Raw genomic sequence first — 23370 nt, forward strand, 5'->3', positions numbered from 1 at the left:
GGCTTTCTAATTTAATGCTTATGTCCGCCATGATCATGGCTATGAGCCTTTGATTTTAAGAGCATGATGCGGGCCATAAACTTTCTCGGACCCAAACGTAGCAGGCTAGCGGCAAATAAGCAGGCTAGCACTATCAGAGATATCATGCTTAACGACTCAGGCATTGTCATCATCATGCCCCATTGAGGCTGGATCAGTGACGTTATGGCTAAGATGACTGTGATGAGTCCTATGACCGCAGATCTCTGTGTCCAACTCATCAACTTGAGTTGGGCTAAGTTGAAGATAGGTGCAGCCACCAAGGCCAACATAACGGCTGGGATACTCCAGCCACTGTAAGCCAAAGACAGTGCTAAAACCGCACCGCCTAAGTTACAGAATCGCATCGGCAGGAAGAGCACCATAAGCACTGCCACCTGAATAATCGGATCCTCTAATGGCACCGAAGGATGACCAATCAGGTTAGCTAAGACTAAGCTGAGTAAGACCCAAGGCGCGCTTCTGTCTACTATATGGGCGAAGCCAAAACGCAGAGGAGATTCGGGAACCGAAAGATGGGGATCCGTCGGCTCTACCCGGCTAAATGTAAGCAAGGCTCCGATCACCAATAAGCTGATTAACTGGAATAATGCGATCAGGGGGCCTAGCAGGAAAGCCGTGATGATCAGGGCCTCTGGCCCCGCGAGTCGTTGCAACCAACGTTTGCCCAAATGGCTACTCTGAGGCGACAAACCTAGCTTAAACCTGAGTCCTGCGACGGCATAACTGAGTAAGAGCACAGGCCCCAGAGTCATCATCCAGTCGACGAGTTGTTCGGTACTATGGTCATGTTGGTGGTGCTCGTGTCCACCAGAGTCCATCATCAAGAGTATAAACAGTAATCCTATGCCGAGTAAGCTACCTATACCCGCATGATACTCATATTTTTGCTGATTGCCGTTACTGGCTTCATCTGGTGAATGATGGCCATGGGGCTGATGTAAAACTACGTGCAGAATAGAGCCTGTCACGAAGGCCTGTAGATATACGGTATTATCCAGGCTGAGGTGAGTCAGCATCTGTTCTCCGGCGAAATAACCTACGCCAGTTAGCAGCATCATACCGGCTAAAACTACCATGGCCCAACGACTGCCTATTTGAGGTTTTACCAGCCACCAGATGGCAAGGCCCACAGGCAGGCGATGTAATATGATGCCCAAGGCGAGTAAAATAGAGACATCGTCCTGCTGGGCAAGCACCATGGCACCGCCATCTGTAATGGTGTGCAGCAGTAATCCGCCTACGCCTAAGATGAGGGTGAGGTTATGGGTAACCTCAGAGTAACGATGAAATAGCTTCTCACTGGCTGTCGGCCCCCACATTCCAATGATGACGAAAATTATCGCCAGGAAGCCGCCGTGCTCCAGTAGCTCAGGTAAAATATGTAGCAGCACAAGTCCGCCCAGGGAAACGAATATAAATCCGTCCAGGCCTTTTTGTAGTCCGTGTTCTGCCGAAAAGAACCGATAGAAGATAGGACCTAGTAGTAGTGCGATACAGCTGGCTATTAGATAGAGCATGATTTGTTTAGCTGGGACCTGAGAAAACGACGAGATAGTATACCAGTTTCTGGAAAATAAGCAGACAAGCCAGCATTATTTACATCGAGTGTGACCATCTTTCAGACTGAAGCTGATTTTTGCACGCTTCAAAGTACAAGTTCTATTAAAGTTTTCGTCAGGCCTGACTGAGGTTGAACGTCGGTACTGGTGATGATTGCAGATGTTCCTCGACGACTTATAGCTTCCTATCTTTTGAACTTGCAATAAGACCTTGTCAGTCACATGCTGCATATATTGTATTCAATTGTTAATGGCTTTATCAAGCTGTTTAATTTGGGATAGGTTTTCATGCTTTCTGCTCTTCTCTTATGTGTATTCAGTCTAGCGGCGCTCGATTCGGCCGAATATCGTGATCTTCTACCTTAATCAAGGTACGCCAGTCTCCATGGAGGAGCGCGATGAGCAAGGTAATTTAAAGATTGCTTCAACCTATGTAGATAAAGGTGCTTGGCATGGCTTTCATTTGCCCTATACCCCAAGCTAGGTTAATAGAGTAAATATTGTATTTTCACTGTAATTCAGACGAGAGTACTGTTAATATTTTGTACTTTTTATGTTGTTTTGGTGATTTATGAGAAGACTTCTCTCCTTAACCCGTTTTATCTTGTCTTTATCCTTGGTGTTAAGTGCTACGGCTTCGACATCTCTATTTGCGAAAGAGTTAGATACTAACAGCGCACTTGCGTCTGCTGAATTAGCTTCGGCTACATTGGCCGATGCCGGGACGATCAACAAAGAGCGGATATTATATTGGCTCATCAAGCGGGGAGAGGTTTCTGCCGACGCCAGCGAAGCTGACAAGCGTGCCGCCGTCGATAAATTCACTCATAGAGCCATCAGCTTTCAGAGTAAGGGGCGCTTGGTTGAGGCTCAGTTTGACAAGGCCAGACTCAAGTCTCTGGCTCAGAGTAAGACACTTAAGCGCAATTCGATTGCCAAGATGGATAATATGCTCGGCACCTTAGCCGATGCAGATACCACTAAGACAGTAAAAGTATTAGGCGTTTTAATCGATTTCCCAGATCTGCCATTCGATAATAATCGGTTGTCAGCCAGCGATACCTCGATGTTTTATCCTAATTATCCAGTGTCTCATTATCAGAGCATGATGTTTTCTACCACAGGATTTATCGGTCCTCAAGGGCAGAGCTTGATGACTGGGTATCAATATTATCAGGCAGAATCCGGTGAGCGTTTCAATTTTACCGGTAATGTTAAAGGCTGGTTCACCGCTGAAAATAATGCCGCCTTCTATGGTGGTAACGATGCCGATAATAACGATGATGATATGGCTGTGCCTGAACTGGTAAAAGAAGCCGTGACTCTGGCCCTGACTAACATGTCAGCTGCCGAATTAGCCAGCTATGATGTGGAAGATCCATTCGATGTCGATGGCGACGGCAACTTCGATGAACCGGATGGCGATATCGATCATGTGATGCTGTTTCATTCCAGCATAGGTGAAGAAGCCGGCGGTGGCGTGCTCGGCGATGACGCCATCTGGTCACATAGATTCTTTGTTTATACCGGTAATACGCCTGGATACACCATTCCTGGTACGGGTAAGAAGGTGTTTGGTTATACGGTGCAGCCGATTGATGCCGCAGCGGGTGTGGTGGTACACGAGTTTGGCCACGATCTGGGGTTACCCGATGAATATGATACCAGTAATACAGGTGATGGCTCTCCGGTCGGCTCTTGGTCTGTGATGTCCGGCGGTAGCTGGACAGGTAGTATTGCGGGAACTGAGCCAATAGGTTTTAGCCCCTATGCACGCTCTTATCTGCAGGACAGATATAAGGGACGTTGGATCAACGAGCTGGAAGTCTTGCTTAGCAGCATAGGCACATCGGGATTGGATGTGGTCATTAATGAGGCGATAAATCACTCATTGGTGAATCAGATCTCTATTCCACTGCCAGCGGCGACGATTCCTTTCAAGCAGCCTTATGGCGGTAGCTACCAATACTACTCTGGCCAGGGGCATCTGATTAACAATGCCCTGTCATTCGAAATTGACTTGCCAAGCTCGACGCCACTCACCCTGATAATGAAAGCCCATTGGAATATCGAAGAGGACTATGACTATGCTCAGGTCATGGTCGATAGTGTGGTGATTGCCGGTAACTATACCAAGGCTAGCAACACGATTAATACGGCTCGAGACATCATCAGCGGAAATTCTGGCGATATACTTGCTGCCGAAGGTCCCAACAATTGGGTCGATCTTGAATATGATTTGAGCGCCTATGCTGGCCGAGCGAATACTCAGATCAGTATTATTTATAAAACCGATCAGGCGGTAGGGGATTATGGTTTCGTTTTCGATGATCTGCAGATCAGCAATGGCGCATCGGTAATTTATACCGATGATGCCGAGACGCCAAATACCATGATGCTAAATGGTTTCTCACGGATCGATGATGAGCGTCCAGGAGGTGCTGCTCGCCGTTATATACTGCAACTTCGAAGCCACAATGGCGTCGATGCCGGACTAGATAGTCATTCTTACGAGCCTGGAGTACTCATTTGGTTGGAAAACTTTAGTTATACCGATAATAACTCTAGCACTCACCCCGGCGCTGGCTTGATTGGCGTTATCGATGCGGATCAGAATCTTATAGGTACTAATGCTTCTGATACTCAGGTTAGAGATGCGACCTTTAGCATGTTTGTTCAGTCTTACTACTTTGGCGATAATCATCTGTCATCTGTCTCTATGTTTGATGATCGCCAAGATTACAGCGCACCGACTCAGCCTCAGTCTGGCATTATCTTGCCAGAGCTTGGCTTGACCATGGAAGTGATAGCCCAGAGTGCCGATTCATCCACGGCGACGGTTAGATTTAACTATGGCGGCGAAACGACTCCACCTCCTCAGGTTGAAGAGCTAGTAGCTAATTTCGGTAGGATTCAAAATGACATCACTGGTTCGGTGGTGTTTATCGCGGAAGTGACAGGCGGTGATGGAAATTACGCTTACTTGTGGAGCTTTGGTGTCACCGGAGCCACCAGTGCCGAGGAGATGCCAACCTATGTCTATCAAGTGTCAGGAAGCTACACTGTTAATTTAACTGTGACCGATGGACTAGGTTCGAGCGTAATGAGTGCTCAGACTATTACGGTTGTTTTACCTGTGTCTCCTGTCGCTGGGTTTACCTTTTCGAGCAGCGATCTCAGCGTGACTTTCACCGATACCAGTACAGGTGGTGAAGGCGCTATGACTTACTCGTGGGACTTCGGTGATAGTCAGACGAGTACGGCACAATCGCCCAGTCATACTTATGCTTCAGCCGGAATTTATACTGTGATGATGACAGTGACTGATAGTTTAGCCGTGGTGAGTAGCAGAAGTATGTTAGTAACTGTGACCGCTGCTGTGGTGACGCTTTCTGTGACTACACCTTCTGGTGATTCTGGCGGTGGTAGTCTTGGTTGGTTAAGCTTAGGGTTACTGGCTCTGATAGGATTCAGAAGAAGTCGTCATTAAGCGAGTGCTAGCTGATTAAACTAAAAAACGCTCATGTGGGCGTTTTTGTTGTCATGAATTTTTTCATTAAAAAAAGAAAAAGGTTACATCTGTTCGATGATTTTTCGGGCTGCGGGCAAAAAGGTTTCACTGATGATAAGCTGCTCATCATCATAGGAAAAGTAACGGCGACGTCCCCATAGCTCCTGAGTGACTGGCTGCTTAATTGATTCGGTCAATTGGGCTAGCCGATGGCAGGGAGTAAAGTGAGCTATTTCTATCTTGCCAGGAGTGAAGTCATCGTTGGAAAAAAGTAGTTCCCCTAAGGGGCGTGTGCCAAGAGTGAGGAATTCGGTTTCCTTCTTATCGAGTAAGTTTGCCGGGATCAAGGTGCGGGCAAATATCCAAGGCACGCCGTCGAGGCAGAGTAATACTTCACGCACCCAGGCTTGTCTCTGAGCGGGAAACTCGCCACTGAAAGGTGTTATAGTTCCCTCTCCGAGTACTTTTACTTCGAACTTGGTACAGTGAGAACGTAATTTTTGGGTTAGACTTCCTGATGAAAGTAGCCATTCACTTAGCGGGGAATCTGGGAGTTCAGAGATTTGTTCTGGCGAAAACCATTGAATTGATTCACCATAGGGAAAGCTTAACCTAGTCACACTCATCTATTTCTCGGTACAATAGGGCTTACAGCAGCAGTCTAGCATGCCGTCATAGGTTAGTCAGAAAGATTCATGAGCACAAAGGAGATACAGTTTAATATGGAAAGGTTCGATATGAGATCAGGTTATCTTAGAAAACTCGCATCCCTCTTGGTTATTTTTGCCGTGAGCATCTTTAGTGTTGGTGTTTATGCGGAAGACGAGATAATAGATAACTATGCCTACTACGGGTTCGAGCCCGATCTCATCACTAACTATATCTCCAGCGGTAAAAAACTCGGCTTCGTACGCATAAGTATCGAGTTGATGGTGAAAGACCCGGAAGATCTTATTGCCCTGGAGCATCACGATCCTCTCCTACGAGCGGCGATATTGGAGATCATGGGTAGCCAAACTGCCTATAAGGTTAAATCCTTAACGGGGCGTGAGGAGATCCGCCGTGAGTGTTATGACACAGTCAATCGACTCATGGAACAAGAAGTCGGCCGGCCTATTGTGGTTAATTTGTTGTTCACTAAATATCTATACGATTAGTTAAGCCATATAAAATTTAGCTTTTATTTATGAGCCGTTGTTAATCGAGCAGCGGCTAAGATACCTATGACAAAATCAGCTCCAAAACAGACATCTAAATCGAATTTCGGAACCGAAACGGTTAAGAATAAGCAAAACCAATATCAGCCCAAATCTACTTTTCATAAGCAACATTCTAATAAACAGAAGCATAAGAGCAAGCCAGCAGATCGTAAGTCAAAGTCGGTGAAATCTGCCGACAAAAAGGGGTTCCACCAGAGAAACCTGCATAAGGATGGCTATGATTTTGACACGCTTACCGAGGCGAGCCCAGAGCTAAAGCCATTCGTTAGGCCAAATCCTTATGGCAACCTTTCTATCGATTTTTCCGATCCTCAGGCTGTAAAGGCACTTAACCTAGCCCTGTTAAAAGCTCATTATCGAATCGAGTCGTGGGACATTCCTCAGGGATTTCTGTGCCCGCCAATTCCGGGTAGGGTTGATTACTTACACTATGTTGCCGATCTACTGGCTGGAAATATTCCACAACAAGTAAGCCAAGAGCCATCAGCGGGAAGTGTTGATGGACAAAATGTCCCAGCTTTAATAAATAGTGTAACGAATGGTTTAGCTAAAGCGGCCACTAAAACCAATAGAATCCCGACTGGCTCTAAGATAAAGGCGTTGGATATAGGCACCGGAGCCAACGGTATCTATGCCATTTTAGGTATTCAATCTTATGGTTGGCAGTTTACCGCCAGCGATGTCGACCCGCTTTCTATCGTTAATGTTGAGTCGATTATCCAGGCTAACCTTTGCCTACAAGGTAAATTTAAAACTCGGTTACAAACCGATCATCAAAAAGTATTTCATGGCATCATCAATGTCGATGACCGCTTCGATGTGACCTTATGTAATCCACCGTTTCATTCGTCGCTGGCCGAGGCGAGTGAGGGGAGTCAGCGTAAGCTAAAGAACCTCGCGGCTAACCGCGTGGCAAAAGGGCATAAGAGTGAACCCGCTAAGGTTAAGGGTGCAAATGTAGATCTCAACTTCGGCGGTCAGAAGGCCGAGCTTTGGTGTGAAGGTGGCGAGAAGCAGTTCCTGCTTAATATGATCCGCGAGAGCGCCGACTTTAAGACCCAATGCCTGTGGTTTACCAGCCTAGTATCGAAGCAAGAAAACCTCAAACCTAGTTACGCCGCCCTCAAAAAGGCGGGCGCCGTTAGCATAAAAACCATAGATATGGCCCAAGGTAACAAACTCACTCGCGTACTCGCCTGGAGCTTCCTCACGCCCAAGCAACAAGCGCTATGGGCTAAATACCGTCGTTAGAAGTAGCGAGAATAAGAGTGTCGGGGGCTAAGGATATTGGGATAAAAGTTGAGATTTAAAGTAAGGAGTATCATAGGTAAAGCTTGTCTAGAGTGCTGGAGTTTTGTCATTTGTCCCTTATAAAGCATACTTAAATTCATACGGTAAGGAGACTGTTTTGAGTTACAAAATCAAGTTGATAGAAGAATTATGGCAGGTGCATGTCATTTACCATGGCATTGTAACTTTAGAGCAAAGGATACAGGCGGTGGAAGACATAGTCCTTGATTATGCAGACAAGTTGGCCCCATTAAAAATATTGGTCAATGTGTGCGATCTGCAGATGATATTAACTCTGGGTGAGCAACGTTCATTTGGTGAGTTTTTGGCAAATCATCCTAGATTATCGAACGCTAAAGTCGCAGTGGTTCATGAGCCTGACTATAATCCAAATCTATTTATAGATACCTGTGCGTTCAACAATGGTTACAGATTAGCTGAGTTTAATCGAATCAAAGCCGCCGAGCTTTGGTTGTCAGAACCTTAATGTCTAATCTCCTATCTCAGCATTTATTCACCATTCTAGCCGTATTGACGTCTTGTCAAAATGGGTTAGCTAGCTTAAATCCAACCCTTATAACTCATATCACAAGTATTTCTCTATCGGTAATAATTGTAATAAATATGATTTGATTCGTTCCGACAGGTCGGTTTCGGGCTCGACTTCCCAGATTTTTGAGCCGGAATACCAGCGGAGTTTGTCTTCATGTAAGTTCAGACGCCAGCTATTATCTTCGCTCATCGCCTGCTCTATATCATCAGCAAGGGTCTCAGCAATATGTTTATTTTCAATAACGAGTAGGGACTCGGTATTGAGGTAGGTTGAACGTAAGTTGAAATTAAAAGAGCCGACCACTGCCACTTGCCGGTCAAAAACAACTGCCTTTGCATGAAGGCCGTAGGCCGTTGTCGGTGCACATTTGGACAGGTCTCGAGTTGACTCTTCACACAGCTTTGTATCAGGTTTTAACTCGAACAATTGTATGCCGTGGTTGAGCATATCCTGACGTCGACCCGCGTAGCCAGAATGATTAGTGACTAGGTCATTAGAGGCCATAGAGTTTGTCAGTGCTTTAACCTCAATGCCATTGCTGGTTAACCTCTGTAGCGCTTCGAGTTGGCGATCATCAAATATCAGATAGGCGGATTCCAATAAGATTTCTTGGTTAGACTGGTCAGCCAACTCGGCCAATAATCTAGCTGTAGCCTTAGGCTCGCTGGTATTATCCTCATCGATAGGTACTGGTCGGTCAGCAACAAAATATGCTTGAACCCAGCTCATCTCTGCCAGCAAATCCTTTAAGAATCGATGTGCTATCTTATTTCCTTCTGGCAAAGGGGGAAAGTTTTTGTAATGGGGAGCGGCCACTTTATCTGACAGCGGCAGATCTGCTGAGACTTTATCGGTAAACAAGCTAACAGGGTAAGACCAGCGACTGTTCCAATACTGTCCAAAGCTAGCTTGGATAGCGGTTACCACAGTGCCCATAACCAGTACATCGCGGTCACGAAAATTGACTTCATCAGAAAGATCAAAATATTCATCGCCGATATTACGACCTCCAACAATCGACAGGACACCGTCGACGGTAAATGATTTATTGTGCATACGACGGTTTAAACGAGAAAAATCACTCAGTAAGTTTAGCCACTTTACAAACCCGCGGCGACTTGGGATAGGGTTAAATATGCGGATCTCTATTTGAGGATGAAGATTTAGTGCTGCTAGCAACTTCTCCCGTTCATTTAGATTGATATCATCAAGCATTACACGAACTCGAACACCACGTTCTGCAGCAGCCAATAAGCGACTTGCCAAGTAGTGTCCTGAAGCATCTGAGTTCCAAATGTAATACTGAATATCTATGCTGTGTTCAGCTGTTTCTATGAGTGCCAACCGTTGAGCCAATGCATCCCAGCCGGTATCTTGCAATAGAACCGCACTCTGTCCTTGTGTAGACTGTTCAGGCCGATAATTGTCAGTCAATCTGGATAATGTACTGCTTGTTTTGGTGACAAATGGCTCACTAGTATGTTGTATTTCCTCAGGAAGTGACGAGCATCCTGTGAGAGTAGCGATTAAGAGCATGATGACATTAATACGTTGGAGCACAGACATTTATTACATTTCCTTGTTAACTTGAATGACTAATTCTGATCTTATCTGCTCATTATTTCATTCAATTATTTTATTCAAGAGTTTCATAATACTGCTGCCAATATTTTCAGGCAAGTTAGCTACATTAGCATTTAACCGGAATCCAGACCTCTCAACTCACTAAGCAAGAGTCCGAAAACTAGCCCTACACCCATGTAGCCCTCACGAGATTTATACCAACGCCCCCTTGGGCAAGTAAATCCATTTACTTAGCCAGTTCGCTATCCTTGGCTCTCGCTCATAAGCTCAACCACCTAAGGGGATTATTCGCCTTCCAACGGGGACGGGTTGTAGCGTTAGCCTTCATTTTGAAAATCATTTAATTCGCTACGACCTCTTTTTCTTGATTTTAAATTCAGACTTTGATAACCAAACAGCAATAATTTTGATAATAAAGAAGGTAAAAAAGTGGGTTATTCAGAATAAACTCTAGCTTCTCAGTTAACGAAAGGCCTACCACAAATACAATTCTGCTTATATAAAGCTGATGAGATCGAAAAGATCGCCAATCGTTCAGGTGATATTTTCATCATATGTCGTCCGTTCAATATTCCACCTGAATGGGATAAAGCCAATGAATTCCGACCTTAAAAGTTAGCCAATACTAACCCTAAATATTACCCTCAAGTTGTCCACAAGATGACCACAGTTTATTGGGATAATTGGGACTTGCTAAATCACTGAAATAACAATATCTTGTACCTACTCGCTGAAAGCAACACTATATGATGTGTTTAATGAGTTATGTTAGATGGGATAGATTCATGAAATGGAGTTCTAGTCACTGTCAGTAATTCACCTAAGGCGACTTACTTATATACTACTAGATAAGTAACGGAAAACCGTTAAGACAAATATAAGTATGAATTGATCAATTGGCAAGCCTTTTGAGAAAAAATGCGCTGCAAGATTGGAGGGACTGCCATGCAGCCACCCATCGATCGCAAAGTCACAATTGACGTTCGTGTTACTCATGTACATGAATATCGACTGTTACCAAGCGATATAAGCATAGTCAGTTTAGTGCAGATACTTGTTGCATTATACGGCTTCATTTAAGTCATACAAAGCCCACTATATAGTGGGCTTTCTTCGGATTAAGATAGCTCAGCGGATAAATCAGGCCACCTACAAAAGAGGCTGGACAGGCATGTTTTTTTGAATTAAGCCAACCCGCAGAAATAAACAACCGGTGTAGATGCGGCTGTGAGCTTCCAAAACAGGGACGTTTTGGCAGAGCCTATAGGGATATATTTACGGCGTCTTGCAGAAGTATCTGCACTTAAGGTCGTTCATTCACATCCATGTGATCACGACATTGGCGCATCCATGCACGGCACCCACGGCAGGTGATAGATTACAAAAAGGGTCAATGCTCAAATCGACCCAATTAAATACCAATGAAGCTAGATGAAACCAAAAAAGTTATTTCAACAATTGTTAACTGACAATCTCAATTAGCGTTAGCGTCGAATAGGCCGAAGGCCGTCTACCAGCGAAGCGTCGTCTTAGCTTTACCAGCCTCGCTCCTCGTTCCTAGAGTCTAAAACCTCGAGCCTTCGGTTATGAAGGATTCCACAGCAACTTGCCACAGTCAGTCAAATCATATCCACCCAGTGAGGCGGCCAACTGTCTCGTTTGCGAGCTGGATATCATGTCGAACAGATGCTGTAACTGGCGTCTGAAGTAGATACCCTGTGGCATGACGAAGTCGAATGATTCAGTGATCAGCGGCACGAAGCTTAGGCCGCTTTCCATGGCGACCGATTGACAGCCAAAGCCTATGTCGGCATCGCCGCGGGCAATAAAACCGGCGAGTTCACGCTCGCTGTAGGCGGTGACGTTGGCATTGATATGACTCAGGGCGGCGCCTTGCTTCATGAGCCAATGTTCCAGATGTTGCTGGCTGCCAGCACCGGCTTGTCTGTCTACCCAGCGCCAGGGGAGGGAGACTATCTGGTCTTCTTGCTGACACCTATGATGCATCTCGGTACGCATCATCAGGCCTTGTTGGCGTGTGTAGCCGTGGACCATCACCCACTGCTGATGGTTCGGGTAACCCTTTAGCAGCGCCGGGTGACGGATATTGCGTTCATCTACGCTGCCCCAGTGTAAGGTGCACACATCGGCGTAGCCGCGAGAGAGGAGATCCAGGCCGAGGCGTGAGCCGGTGGAGCTGTAGCTGATGAGATCGCTCTTGCCTATCTGAGTCATCAATCGAGCGACCAGCATAGACAGTAGGGGATCATCACTGCCGGTGATGTGCATTCTGTCCGACAGCATACCGCTATGGCATGAATCCATCACCCAGCGATCGATCAAGATCTTAGGGAAGAGCCACTTACCGGTTACCTTAGTCGCGGGAAGAATGCGATCGTTCGCCATCGCATAGACCTTCTTCTCATTCAGATCTAGGTATTTGGCGACCTGTTTGGCGCTCATATAGACGAGTTTACTCGGCTCTGTCATGACTTGTTTCCATTAAGTAGTCCCTTGTTTCGGTCTATTTTTTTGAGGGGCGCTTAGCTGGTATGGCGTCGAATTCTATGTTGTCGGCACCATTGTAGATAAGGAAGTGTTTTCCCTTGGCACGGGCTATCATGGTTATCCCCATCTGTTGCGCCAGCTCTAGTCCCATCTGAGTCGCACCGCTACGTGACAGGAGTATGGGTATACCCATTTTGGCGACTTTTATCACCATTTCAGAGGTCAGGCGTCCCGTGGTGTAGAAGATTTTGTCTTCACCTGGGGTCTCTTTTAACCACATCTCGCCGGCTAAGGTATCTACCGCGTTATGGCGGCCCACATCTTCGACGAAATCGACGATCTGGTCGTCGAGGCACAGGCCACAACCGTGTACCGCACCTGCATTCTTATAGGTTTCGTTGTATTCGCCGATATTCTTCAGCAGGCTATAGATCATGCTCTGCTTAATTCGGCGTTGTGGCAGGTTTATCTCATCCAAACCATCCATAAACCCACCATATACGGTTCCCTGACCACAGCCTGAGGTTACCGTTTTTTCCGCGAGCTTCTCTTCTAAGTCTTGGATGCTTTCTGTGGTGATGATGGCCGCCGAGCTGACCTCCCAATCGACGATAATCGATTCCAGCTGCTGCAGATCTGAGATAAAACCTTGGTTCTTCAGGTAGCCTAAGGCCAGCGATTCGGGTCTGGCCCCTAAGGTCATCAAGGTCACAATCGGTCGCCAGTTCAGATAGACGGTGAGGGGGCGTTCGCAGGCGATATGCTTATCTACCTGCTCACCGTTTTCGTCGATAGCCTTAACAGCAATAGTTAACGGCACATCGGTCGCTGTTTTTATCAAGGTTGGATAGTGCTTGCTCAAGGTTCATCACTCATCATTAGAAATTGGCTAATTCAGCATAGCAATTATTGTACCCAGACGTTGAATCCTTGAGTTAATGCGTGATCTCTCTCATTACCCTCCGTTAAAACGCCCATTAATGTCCTATAAAAAATAGCAGCTAGGACAAATTGTCCTACTATTAGTGTGGAATTGATGATCTAGCGCAACTTTCCTCTATTAATTGAATGGCACATATATTGCTTAGTAATGGATATAGTAGAAAATATTAACCTCATTATCGGGCCGGGTGTTATCTGAATGATAAACCCGCTACAAGTAAGGTGAAGACTGAATGCAACATACCGAAAGCCAATGGCCCATGCATGTTTCTCTCAAGAGAATCGAAAAGTTAGTCGGGCGCTGGACCTCAGTGACCTGGGAGTTAGATCAGATATTACCAGCCACTCATGACGCCCCTGAGAATTCACACCTTATCCAGCTTGAATTACATAAAGATGAGCGCGGTAGCTACCGTATTAATTTGGATATGGACAACACCATGTTGTTCATCGTCTGCGACGAACTCGAGGACGGTACCTGGATCCCCGCGATGATCTCTGCAGACCAAAATGTCGCAGCTGGGTGTCTCGAAGGTGATACTCCTGTGTTGAATCTTCCTATGCCACAAGCTATCGCTTGTTGGATGGAAGCCTTCATTACCCGCCATGGTGAAGTTGAGATATCAGCTCATCGTCGTAAACATGTTAATCGCCGTAAGAATCAAGGTCCGAGTACCGATCACTTCCGTGAGCAGGGCAGCCGATGAGCGATAAACCAAGCGGATTATTCTCTCGCTGGACTCAACGCCGTCAGCAAGTCGAAGAGGAAAGGTTGGCTGAAGAGGCTGCCATTGCAACTGAGCAAGAAGCTTTAGCCGACGAAGTTTTGCTAGATCAAGAGTCTGAGCAAGCTTTAGATCAAGAGGCAGACGGTGAAGCTAAGGTGCTAACGGCCGAAGACCTTCCCGATCCAGACAAAATCGAAGTCGGTGGCAGCTTTGCTAGCTTTATGGGAGCAAATGTCGATCCAACGGCTAAGGCTGCCGCGTTAAAAGCATTATGGAAGCAGCCTCAATATAACGAAATCGATGGCTTGCTCGAGTATGCCTTAGATTACAGTAATCAGCCTAAGCTGAGTGCTGAGCAGTCGGCAAAAATTGCCAAGAAGATTTTTCGCTATGTGACTAAGAAAGAGGATGAAGTCGAAGAGCAACAAGCGCTTGCTCAAGCAGCTGAAGAGCATGCTACAGAGAGTGCTGATGAAAGCACGACAGCTTCTCGAAGTGATGACGCACATTTAGACAGTGAAGCACCTGAGGACATTTTGGACATCGACAGTGATGACTTGTCCCAAAATGCACCAGATTCTGCTGGTGATACAAAGGAAGTGGTCGTTTAACGTCATTTTACATAAGTTTAATAACCACAGTTTTGGTATGTGAATTGCTAGTTACTTTTAGCAGAAAGAGAAAGAACTTAGCAAGAATCGGCATGAAGCCTTGGCCCTGATGAAGCCAAAGTGTTGAACAATGAAACGCTAACTGAAGAGTGATAAGAGTATAGCGATCAGCCGATGGCAACAGCCAAACTGTTCAGGAACGCAACGTGAGCATAAATTTGAATAATGATACCCAAGTTGAACTCCAAGGGGTTCGGCAGCAAGTGTTGGCGAATACTAAGGTCATTCAAAACCTGATCCCGCCAACCGTCAGCTATACCACTGAGGGCAATGTGCTCGTTATCGGGCCGGAAGATCTGGCTCGCTTAGCGGCAGCGAGATTGTCTAATATGGGTAAAATTGCCATTTTAGCCAATGAATCGATTACCAGCCAAGATGAAGAGCATCTTGAGAGGGTGATGTCTGCCGCCGAAGATGTCGAGAGCTTCTATAACAAGCTTATCGAGATCAAAGGTTTCCTCGGACAGTTCCAGGTTAAAGTCGAATCTGGCAATGAGCAAAGTGCTACCACGACTGACTTGAGCCTGGCGGCTATTCGTAAGGCGCACTTCGATCTTATCTTAGATTTGAGCCAGTCCCCCTGTATCAACTTAGAGATGTTACCACCTGGCTATTTTTACGTGGGTCAGGATGAAGCTAAATTAGACGATGCCATTAACCAGCTTCCAGAGTTGATTGGTGAATTCGATAAGCCGCGCTACGTTAAGGTGAACAGCGAGATCTGTGCCCATAACCGTAACGGTATCGATGGCTGTAATCGTTGTCTGAACTTCTGTCCTGCCGATGCCATCCAAAGCATAAATAAAATGATAGAGATAGATCCCTACCTCTGTCACGGTGCCGGCAGTTGCACTAATGCCTGCCCAACCGGTGCGATTAGCTACGACCTGCCAACACCACAAGCCCTGCACTCTTATCTGCATAAACTGGTCACTCGCTTCAGCGAGCAGGCTCAAGTTGCTCCGGTGATCTTGTTTCATGATGAAGCCAATGGTGCAGCGCTGATAGGTGATGATTTACCTGGCGCTATTATTCCGGTTGCCATGGAAGAGATCACCGTTGCTAGCATAGATCATTGGATGTCGTCTCTGGCTTGGGGTGCGCGTCAGATTTTAGTGCTTAACACCGCCGCCACTGCGCCGACCTTGACCCAGATGCTCAAGGGTGAACTTCAGCTGGCGAACGATATTCTTAATGAGATGGGTCAGCCACAGCGTATATCCCTTATCGATGAGTCGAGTATAGCCAGTCTTGCCGACTTGGTAGCAACTAGCTCCGACTGGCCGGTGATCGTGCCGGGTGAGTTTGCTGCTACCACTAAGCGCAATACTTTGTATGCGGCGATAGATCATCTCAATGAGCAAGCGGACTCGGTGGATTCTTGCCTGACTCAGAGCAACCTTCCTTACGGCATCGTCAGCGTAAACACAGATAGCTGTACCTTATGTCTCTCTTGTGTGTCTACCTGTCCGACACAAGCTCTAACCGATGGTGGCGATAAGCCAGCATTGAACTTCCTCGAGCAAGATTGTGTGCAATGTGGCTTGTGTGAGAAGGCCTGTCCTGAGAACGCCATCAGCCTGACCTCGCAGATGAACTTAGATAAACAAGCACGCCAAACTATCAAGACATTGAAACAGGAGGACCCCTTCGAGTGTATTCGTTGTGGTACACCCTTCGCCACCAAGTCGATGATCAAACGCATGCAAGAAGTGATTGGCGGGCACAGTGCGTTCAGTGCCAACACAGAGCGTTTGCAGATGTGTAGTGACTGCCGCGTGAAAGATATGTTTGAAGACTTCCTTCAAGACCCAGAAAAGCAACTGCGATAAGAGTGTAGCTATGACCGAATTAGTCAGAGAAATATCAGAAAACGATCAGTTAAGAGCCGACATCTATCAGCTATTAGCCGCGCTATTACGCAGCCAGCCGAGTGCAGAGCTATTGCAGTTCCTTGCCAACCTCGAACTGGATGTCGATGACCCTAGTGAGATGACCAAGGCTTGGTCGGCGCTCAAGTTAGCCGCGAATCAATTTTCCAGTGAACAGCTGGAAGAAGAGTATTTCAATATTTTCTATGGTGTAGGTAGTGGTGAAATCATGCCTTATGCCAGCTGGTTTATGACGGGTTCCTTGATGGACAAGCCATTAGCCATATTACGCCAGGACCTGATACAGCTTGGCTTCGAGCGTGAAGAAAACGTCAAAGAGCCGGAAGATCATGTTGCAGCCCTGTGTGAGGTGATGGGGGTTTTATTGCTTGAAGCACCTGGCTATCGTCAACTGGGTTTCTATCAGCGTCATATCAGTAGCTGGATAGAGCGTTTTTGTACCTCGTTAGCAGCAACGCCCAGCGCAGCTTTCTATGCCACTGTCGCTCAGTTAGCTAAGGCGTTTTTCGAAATAGAAGCCAATGAATTTGAGCAATTACAGCTGAATATTCCGCTGAACTGCCCTGGATCTGAGGCCGAAAAATCTTCAGCCGCAGACGCAAGCCTTGAATCTAGCAAGCAAGAATTAGCCTAGTAAACAGCACGCTTGGCTAGCCGAATCATGACTATCAGCTCGGGCGTCAATGTACCGGGCTGACAGTCAAGAAAACCGAAGGGCAACCTTCAACAAGAGTCGGGTTAGTATACCACTCCGAGTAAGTATCTGATCATTCAGCGGGAGTTCAAAGCGCTGTAGGCAAGGCGGATGTTTGAAGCTAATAGTTACTCTATATCGAGAACATTCAACGTAGCATAAAGGGCTTTGAACCCCGCACTACGTGAGGCTCTCAGTGTTTCCACTTCTGCGTTTCATTGACTTAAAAGGGAATAACCATTTCCTCATCAATGTGCCTTGAATTGAAAAAACTGAGAGTCTCTGAACTGACCAGATACTTATATGGAATGGTATTACATAACCCAATGTTAAACATCAAATGGAAATTCAGGAGAGACTATGAAGAAGCAAGCTTCCGACATGGGTCGTCGTCAACTGTTAAAAGCTATAGCAGTAGGCAGCGCGGCTGGTGCAGTTGCAACTATTAGTGGCCAAGCTCTTGCTGCATCACCAGCTGTAGCAACGACTACAGAGAAAGGTGACGGCTACCGAGAGACTGATCATGTTCGCAGTTATTACGCATCTTTACGTAATAAGTAACAGTGGCTTTTTGATCTGATTAGTAAATATTTATATTAAATCAATAAGATTAGGAGTGTGTGATGCGACTAACTCGCAAAACAGATCAGGCAAAAAGGGCTAGCAAGCCTGCCTTAGGTCTAAACCGTCGTCAGTTCCTTCAGTCTGCAGGTCTTGCAACTGGTGGTATTGCTGCGGCGTCTATGCTTGGCGCAGGTATGATGCGCAAAGTCGAAGCTAAAGAGGTGCCACATAATGCACCGATTGAAATAAAACGTACCATATGTTCTCACTGCGCTGTGGGTTGTGGTGTCTATGCTGAAGTACAAAACGGGGTATGGACAGGCCAGGAGCCTGCATTCGATCATCCATTTAATGCCGGTGGTCACTGTGCAAAAGGTGCGGCACTGCGTGAGCATGGTCATGGTGAGAAGCGTCTCAAGTATCCAATGAAGCTGGAAGGAGGAAAGTGGAAGAAGATCTCTTGGGATCAAGCCATAGAAGAAGTGGGTGGTAGGGCATTAGAGATCCGTAAGGAATCTGGTCCTGATTCTGTATTCTTCATGGGTTCGGCTAAGTTCTCTAACGAACAAGCCTATATGTACCGCAAATTAGCAGCTGTGTGGGGCACCAACAATATCGATCACTCTGCACGTATTTGTCACTCTACCACGGTAGCCGGTGTTGCAAACACTTGGGGCTATGGTGCGCAAACCAACTCTTTCAACGATATCCGTAATGCAAAAGTGATGATGTTTATTGGGTCTAACCCATGTGAAGCGCATCCGGTTGCCATGCAGCACATCCTCGAAGGTAAAGAACGTGGTGCGAAAATCATCGTCGTCGACCCAAGATTTAGCCGAACTGCAGCCAAGTCTGATGAATATGTACATATTCGCCCAGGTACCGATATCCCTTATATCTATGGTCTGCTTTGGCATATTTTCAAGAATAAGTGGGAAGATCAGACCTTCATCGACCAACGTGTATACGGCATGGAACGTATTCGCGAGGAAGCGGCTAAGTGGAATCCTGCCGAAGTTGAACTCGTAGCAGGTGTACCTGAAGTGCAGATGCGCCGTGTGGCTAAGATGATGGCTACGACTAAGCCTGGTACCATTGTCTGGTGTATGGGTGGTACTCAGCATCACATAGGTAACGCTAACACTCGCGCCTACTGTATTCTTCAGCTAGCGCTTGGAAACATGGGTGTTGCCGGTGGCGGTACTAACATCTTCCGTGGTCACGATAACGTACAGGGCGCGACAGATTTCGGTCTGCTGTTCGATACACTGCCTGGCTATTATGGCCTTAAGACAGGTTCATGGAAGCACTGGTGTAACGTGTGGGATCTGGATTACGAGTGGGTTAAAGCCCGTTTCGACCAGAATGAATACTTAGGCCAAAAGCCGATGAATTCTACTGGTATCCCGTGTTCTCGCTGGCATGATGGAGTATTGGAAGACAAGTCTCAGATTGCTCAGAAAGACAATATTCGTATGGCATTCTTCTGGGGGCAGTCGGTTAACACCGAAACTCGTGGGCGTGAAGTGCGTGAAGCACTGGATAAGATGGACACTGTCGTGGTCGTCGATCCGTTTCCAACCATGGCGGGTGTTATGCACAATCGTACCGATGGTGTGTATCTACTTCCTGCATGTACTCAGTTTGAAACTTATGGTTCTGTTTCAGCCTCTAACCGTTCACTACAGTGGCGCACGCAGGTTATCGAGCCCTTGTTCGAGTCTAAGCCAGATCATGTGATCATGTACAAATTGGCGAAGAAGTGGGGCATAGAGAAAGAATTCTGTAAGCATATTAAGGTCAATGGTGATGAGCCATTAATCGAAGACATAACGCGTGAATTCAACAAGGGCATGTGGACCATAGGTTACACAGGCCAAAGCCCTGAGCGTTTGAAGATGCACCAGGAAAACTGGGGTACTTTTGATATTAAATCCCTCGAAGCGCCAGGTGGACCAGCCAAGGGTGAGACCTATGGTCTACCTTGGCCATGTTGGGGCACGCCTGAGATGAAGCATCCGGGTACACAGATCTTGTATCGCACCGGTCGTGAAGTGAAAGACGGTGGTGGTAACTTCCGTGCCCGTTACGGTGTTGAACACGACGGCAATAACATACTTGCCGAAGGTTCTTACTCTAAAGGCTCTGAAATCCAGGATGGTTACCCTGAGTTTACCGCTGACATGCTTAAACAGCTTGGTTGGTGGGATGACCTGACTGCTGAAGAAAAGCAACATGCTGAAGGTAAAAACTGGAAGACTGATATCTCCGGTGGTATCCAGCGTGTGGCCATTAAGCACGGTTGTATTCCTTACGGTAATGCGAAAGCCCGTTGTATCGTGTGGAACTTCCCCGATGATATTCCCCTGCACCGTGAGCCGCTTTATACGCCGCGTCGTGATCTGGTCGCTAAGTACCCGACCTATGATGACCGTATGGTTGCCCGTCTTCCTACCCTGTATAAAACCATTCAGGATCAGGACTTTGCTAAAGACTTCCCCATTGCATTGACCTCGGGTCGTTTAGTGGAATATGAAGGTGGTGGTGAAGAGAGCCGTTGTAACCCTTGGCTCGCCGAGCTTCAGCAAGAGATGTTTATCGAGATCAGTCCGGCAGATGCCGCAGATCGCGCGCTTCGTGATGGTGATGATGTTTGGGTTCACAGTCCGGAAGGTGCAAAAATCAAGGTTAAGGCCATGGTAACGCCTCGCGTTATCGCAGGTGAGTGTTTTATGCCATACCACTTCGCGGGTATATTCGAAGGTGAGAGCCTAGAGAAGAATTACCCTGAAGGCACTGTGCCTTATGTTGTTGGCGAATCGGCTAATACCATATTGACCTATGGCTATGACGTGGTTACTCAGATGCAAGAGACTAAGTCTAGCTTGTGTCAGATCACTAAAGCCTAACTGAACTTGATGAGGAGATAGCCAACATGGCAGTCATGAAATTTTTGTGTGACACCAAACGCTGCATCGAGTGTAACGGTTGCGTCACAGCTTGTAAGAACGAAAACGATTCCGCTCTCGAGTGGGGAATTCAACGTCGCCGTGTAGTGACAATTAACGATGGTGAGCCGGGTGAAGCTTCGATCTCGGTGGCATGTATGCACTGTACCGATGCGCCTTGTCAGGCAGTCTGTCCGGCCGATTGTTTCTACCGTACCGAAGACGGCATAGTGCTGCATAACAAGGATACTTGTATCGGTTGTGGCTATTGCTTGTATGCATGTCCATTTGGGGCGCCTCAGTTCCCTCAAAAGACGGCATTTGGTAGTCGTGGCAAGATGGATAAGTGTACATTCTGCGCCGGTGGCCCGGAAGAGACTCATTCAGATGCGGAGCGTCAGAAGTATGGTTCAAACCGTATCGCCGAAGGCAAGTTACCTATGTGTGCCGAGCTTTGTGCGACTAAGGCTCTGCTTGCCGGTGATGCTGGAATCGTATCGAGTATCTATAGAGATCGTATCGCTGCACGTGGTAATCCTGGTGCAATCTGGGGCTATACCCCTCAGACTGGCGCGTAGGACCAATTGGGCTGTGAGTGATTTTCACAGCCCAATTATTAGTCCTATAAAGGAGTGACTATGAATTTTAAATCACTAGGTAGGTTATTTTCTGTACTGGTTTTTCCTCTGGTATTAACGAGTGTGTTAGTGACGGGTTTAGGTATGAGCGCGACTGTATCTGCAGCCGACGGTCAAACAAGTCAACAGATGGCTAACGCTAAAACCAGTGATGCGGATCTATGGCGCGCGGTTAAAGCTGGTGATTCAGGTTTTACCACGGCGCAAGGTGTCGAAGCGAATGTGTTGATTAATGTCGTCGGTAATCAAGGTACGATCATTAAGAATGAGTACCTGACACCTGCGATGGCTGTGGCAGTATTAGGCGTTTTTGCTGCCTTCTTGGTATTTTATTTTGTTAATGGGCCTTCTAAATTAAGCAATGGCTTCTCTGGCAAGATGGTACTGCGTTGGTCTAAAGCAGATCTGATATTACACTGGATGATGGCGATCTCATGTTTAGGATTGATCTTAACCGGTCTTATCATCATGTTGGGTAAACATTTTCTGCAGCCATATGTGAGCGATGGAATATGGGCCGCGGTTATCTTGGTCGGCAAGACGATACATGATTGGGTGGGTCCGATTTTCATGGCCGCTTGGGTCTTGTGCGTCGTAAAATGGATGCCGATGCAGACATTTAAGATGTACGACCTTAAATGGTTCCTGGTTGTTGGTGGTTACATCAACTTCGGGCCATTCAAGGGCAAGCACCCTGACAGTGGCTTTGCCAACGCCGGTGAGAAGATGTGGTTTTGGACATTGACTATATTCGGTCTGTTCATCTGTGTGTCTGGCATCATGTTAGTCCTGCCAGGTCTTGAGCTTCCCCGCGAAGCCTCTATGGCGGCATTACTGATACATGCAAGCAGCGCGATCATCATCATCGCCTTTACTATCGTGCATATCTGGATGGCGACGGTATTGAGTGAAGGTGGCATCGATTGTATGAAGTCTGGTTACTGTGATGAGAATTGGGCAGTGCAACACCACAATCTTTGGTACGACGAGATCAAAGAGAATGGTACGTTAGAGTACAAAGACTAGTTTTAAGCTGTAAGTTATAAGTCTTAAAAGAGCAAGCGTCTCGACTGGTTACAGTCGGGGCGTTTTTATTTAGTTTTAGGCTGGTGATGCTGACGCATCAATGAGAACTGGGCACTATTAACAAGTGACGACACCACAATCTTTGGTACGACGAGATCAAAGAAAACGGTACTTTAGAATATAAAGATTAAGGTCAAAGATCCTAGGAACTGAACCTAGGCCCTAGGAACTTTATAAAAAGCCCCAGTCGAGGCGTTTTTATTTGGTTTTTGGCTGGTGATGCTGACGCATCAATGAGAATTGGGCACTCTTAAGAGGTGACGACACCACAATTTTTGGTACGACGAGATTAAAGAAAACGGTACGTTAGAATACACCTTCTAAGGTCGATGTTCCTAGGAACTAGAACCTAGGTCCTAGGAACTTTTTAAGTCTAAATGAAAACCATTCCCAATTATAATTCCCCTTAAGTATCAGTCTATTGCTTGTACATACAAGTAATAATTTTATTTCGCTCATTGCCATAGATTGACGTAATAAAATTAAAATAAATTGCAAAACATGATTGAGTTAACACTTTAGAAAATGGCTGGGCTTAATAGCGATCCTTATCAGCTTCAGATCAATATTCTCTCGGTAAAACTTGCTTATATTGTCCATGAAATTTATTGAATGCTTTTTACAATAAAAATCGTGCTGAGAAAGACCGCTTAACTAACGAGTGGTTAATATTCGCTCGGCATTAAATATGAGGATAAGCATTCTTAATACTTAACGATTCCTTTCCAGGAGTAACAATGAACAAGCAACAGCCTGATCTGAACCGCAGATCTTTGCTGAAAGCACTCACAGTGGGTGGTACGGCGACGGTCGCCCTTGCCGCCACAGGTATAAGTGCCGCTCAAGCAACAGAGAGTAATCTAGGCACAAAAAGTGCGAATGGCTATCATGAAACTACGCACATTCGTAGTTATTACAATAGCTTGAGAAGCTAATTAGG

18 protein-coding genes are annotated in these 23370 nt (G+C 46.4%); 13 read left to right on the top strand and 5 right to left on the bottom strand.

The genetic code is table 11. The features are described from left to right. Positions 1–11: 11 nt before the first annotated feature. The gene (locus KT99_RS06600) at positions 12–1559 is read right to left on the bottom strand and encodes a hypothetical protein (protein WP_005498229.1); all 1548 of its coding nucleotides are present in this window, start codon (positions 1557–1559) and stop codon (positions 12–14) included. A 613-nt stretch (positions 1560–2172) separates the two neighbouring features. Here KT99_RS06600 and KT99_RS06605 point away from each other — a divergent pair. After that, positions 2173–5091 (top strand): immune inhibitor A domain-containing protein, encoded by a 2919-nt coding sequence (locus KT99_RS06605; protein WP_040571679.1) that lies wholly within the window; start codon positions 2173–2175, stop codon positions 5089–5091. Between the two features lie 83 nt (positions 5092–5174). On the opposite strand, the gene KT99_RS06610 is transcribed toward KT99_RS06605, so the two are convergent. Beyond that, positions 5175–5738, bottom strand: a complete 564-nt coding sequence (locus KT99_RS06610; protein WP_005498233.1) for a chorismate--pyruvate lyase family protein — start codon at positions 5736–5738, stop codon at positions 5175–5177. A gap of 111 nt (positions 5739–5849) precedes the next feature. Here KT99_RS06610 and KT99_RS06615 point away from each other — a divergent pair, with 111 nt between their 5' ends. The 3 genes from KT99_RS06615 (at position 5850) to KT99_RS06625 (ending at position 8109) form a co-directional block, all read left to right on the top strand. After that, the gene (locus KT99_RS06615) at positions 5850–6269 is read left to right on the top strand and encodes a flagellar basal body-associated protein FliL (RefSeq protein ID WP_040571696.1); all 420 of its coding nucleotides are present in this window, start codon (positions 5850–5852) and stop codon (positions 6267–6269) included. Between the two features lie 66 nt (positions 6270–6335). Further along, on the top strand, positions 6336–7583 hold the full coding sequence (gene rlmF / locus KT99_RS06620; protein WP_005498236.1) for a 23S rRNA (adenine(1618)-N(6))-methyltransferase RlmF: 1248 nt from the start codon (positions 6336–6338) through the stop codon (positions 7581–7583). A 157-nt stretch (positions 7584–7740) separates the two neighbouring features. Then, a complete protein-coding gene (locus KT99_RS06625) occupies positions 7741–8109 on the top strand; it encodes a hypothetical protein (RefSeq protein ID WP_005498238.1) in 369 nt (122 codons plus the stop codon). A gap of 99 nt (positions 8110–8208) precedes the next feature. Here the strand turns inward: KT99_RS06625 and KT99_RS06630 are convergent, their stop codons facing one another. The 3 genes from KT99_RS06630 to KT99_RS06640 all read right to left on the bottom strand — a co-directional run bounded on the left by KT99_RS06630 (position 8209) and on the right by KT99_RS06640 (position 13129). Further along, positions 8209–9741 carry a phospholipase D family protein gene (locus KT99_RS06630; RefSeq protein ID WP_005498239.1) on the bottom strand — a complete coding sequence of 511 codons (1533 nt, stop codon included), beginning with the start codon at positions 9739–9741 and terminating at the stop codon, positions 8209–8211. 1602 nt (positions 9742–11343) lie between these two features. After that, a complete protein-coding gene (locus tag KT99_RS06635) occupies positions 11344–12249 on the bottom strand; it encodes a helix-turn-helix transcriptional regulator (protein WP_005498241.1) in 906 nt (301 codons plus the stop codon). Positions 12250–12283: 34 nt separating this feature from the next. Beyond that, on the bottom strand, positions 12284–13129 hold the full coding sequence (locus KT99_RS06640; RefSeq protein WP_005498243.1) for a formate dehydrogenase accessory sulfurtransferase FdhD: 846 nt from the start codon (positions 13127–13129) through the stop codon (positions 12284–12286). A 313-nt stretch (positions 13130–13442) separates the two neighbouring features. On the opposite strand from KT99_RS06640, the gene KT99_RS06645 reads away from it, so the two are divergent. The 9 genes from KT99_RS06645 to KT99_RS06685 all read left to right on the top strand — a co-directional run bounded on the left by KT99_RS06645 (position 13443) and on the right by KT99_RS06685 (position 23365). Continuing rightward, a complete protein-coding gene (locus KT99_RS06645) occupies positions 13443–13916 on the top strand; it encodes a DUF3305 domain-containing protein (protein WP_005498245.1) in 474 nt (157 codons plus the stop codon). Further along, on the top strand, positions 13913–14548 hold the full coding sequence (locus KT99_RS06650) for a DUF3306 domain-containing protein (RefSeq protein ID WP_005498247.1): 636 nt from the start codon (positions 13913–13915) through the stop codon (positions 14546–14548). The genes KT99_RS06645 and KT99_RS06650 overlap by 4 nt, the downstream gene beginning before the upstream one ends. A gap of 218 nt (positions 14549–14766) precedes the next feature. Then, a complete protein-coding gene (locus KT99_RS06655) occupies positions 14767–16440 on the top strand; it encodes a 4Fe-4S binding protein (RefSeq protein ID WP_040571697.1) in 1674 nt (557 codons plus the stop codon). A gap of 10 nt (positions 16441–16450) precedes the next feature. Continuing rightward, entirely contained in the window at positions 16451–17134 is a 684-nt protein-coding gene (locus KT99_RS06660) for a TorD/DmsD family molecular chaperone (RefSeq protein WP_005498251.1), read from the top strand. 420 nt (positions 17135–17554) lie between these two features. Beyond that, entirely contained in the window at positions 17555–17755 is a 201-nt protein-coding gene (locus KT99_RS06665) for a twin-arginine translocation signal domain-containing protein (RefSeq protein WP_005498254.1), read from the top strand. Between the two features lie 62 nt (positions 17756–17817). Beyond that, the gene (locus KT99_RS06670; protein WP_005498255.1) at positions 17818–20667 is read left to right on the top strand and encodes a formate dehydrogenase subunit alpha; all 2850 of its coding nucleotides are present in this window, start codon (positions 17818–17820) and stop codon (positions 20665–20667) included. A 26-nt stretch (positions 20668–20693) separates the two neighbouring features. Next, positions 20694–21284 (top strand): formate dehydrogenase FDH3 subunit beta, encoded by a 591-nt coding sequence (gene fdh3B / locus KT99_RS06675; protein ID WP_005498256.1) that lies wholly within the window; start codon positions 20694–20696, stop codon positions 21282–21284. A 60-nt stretch (positions 21285–21344) separates the two neighbouring features. Next, a complete protein-coding gene (locus tag KT99_RS06680; RefSeq protein ID WP_005498257.1) occupies positions 21345–22370 on the top strand; it encodes a formate dehydrogenase subunit gamma in 1026 nt (341 codons plus the stop codon). 797 nt (positions 22371–23167) lie between these two features. Further along, a complete protein-coding gene (locus KT99_RS06685) occupies positions 23168–23365 on the top strand; it encodes a hypothetical protein (RefSeq protein ID WP_005498258.1) in 198 nt (65 codons plus the stop codon). The last annotated feature ends 5 nt before the right edge of the window (positions 23366–23370 follow it).

It is taken from the genome of Shewanella benthica KT99 (genome assembly GCF_000172075.1).
GTDB lineage: Bacteria > Pseudomonadota > Gammaproteobacteria > Enterobacterales > Shewanellaceae > Shewanella > Shewanella benthica_A.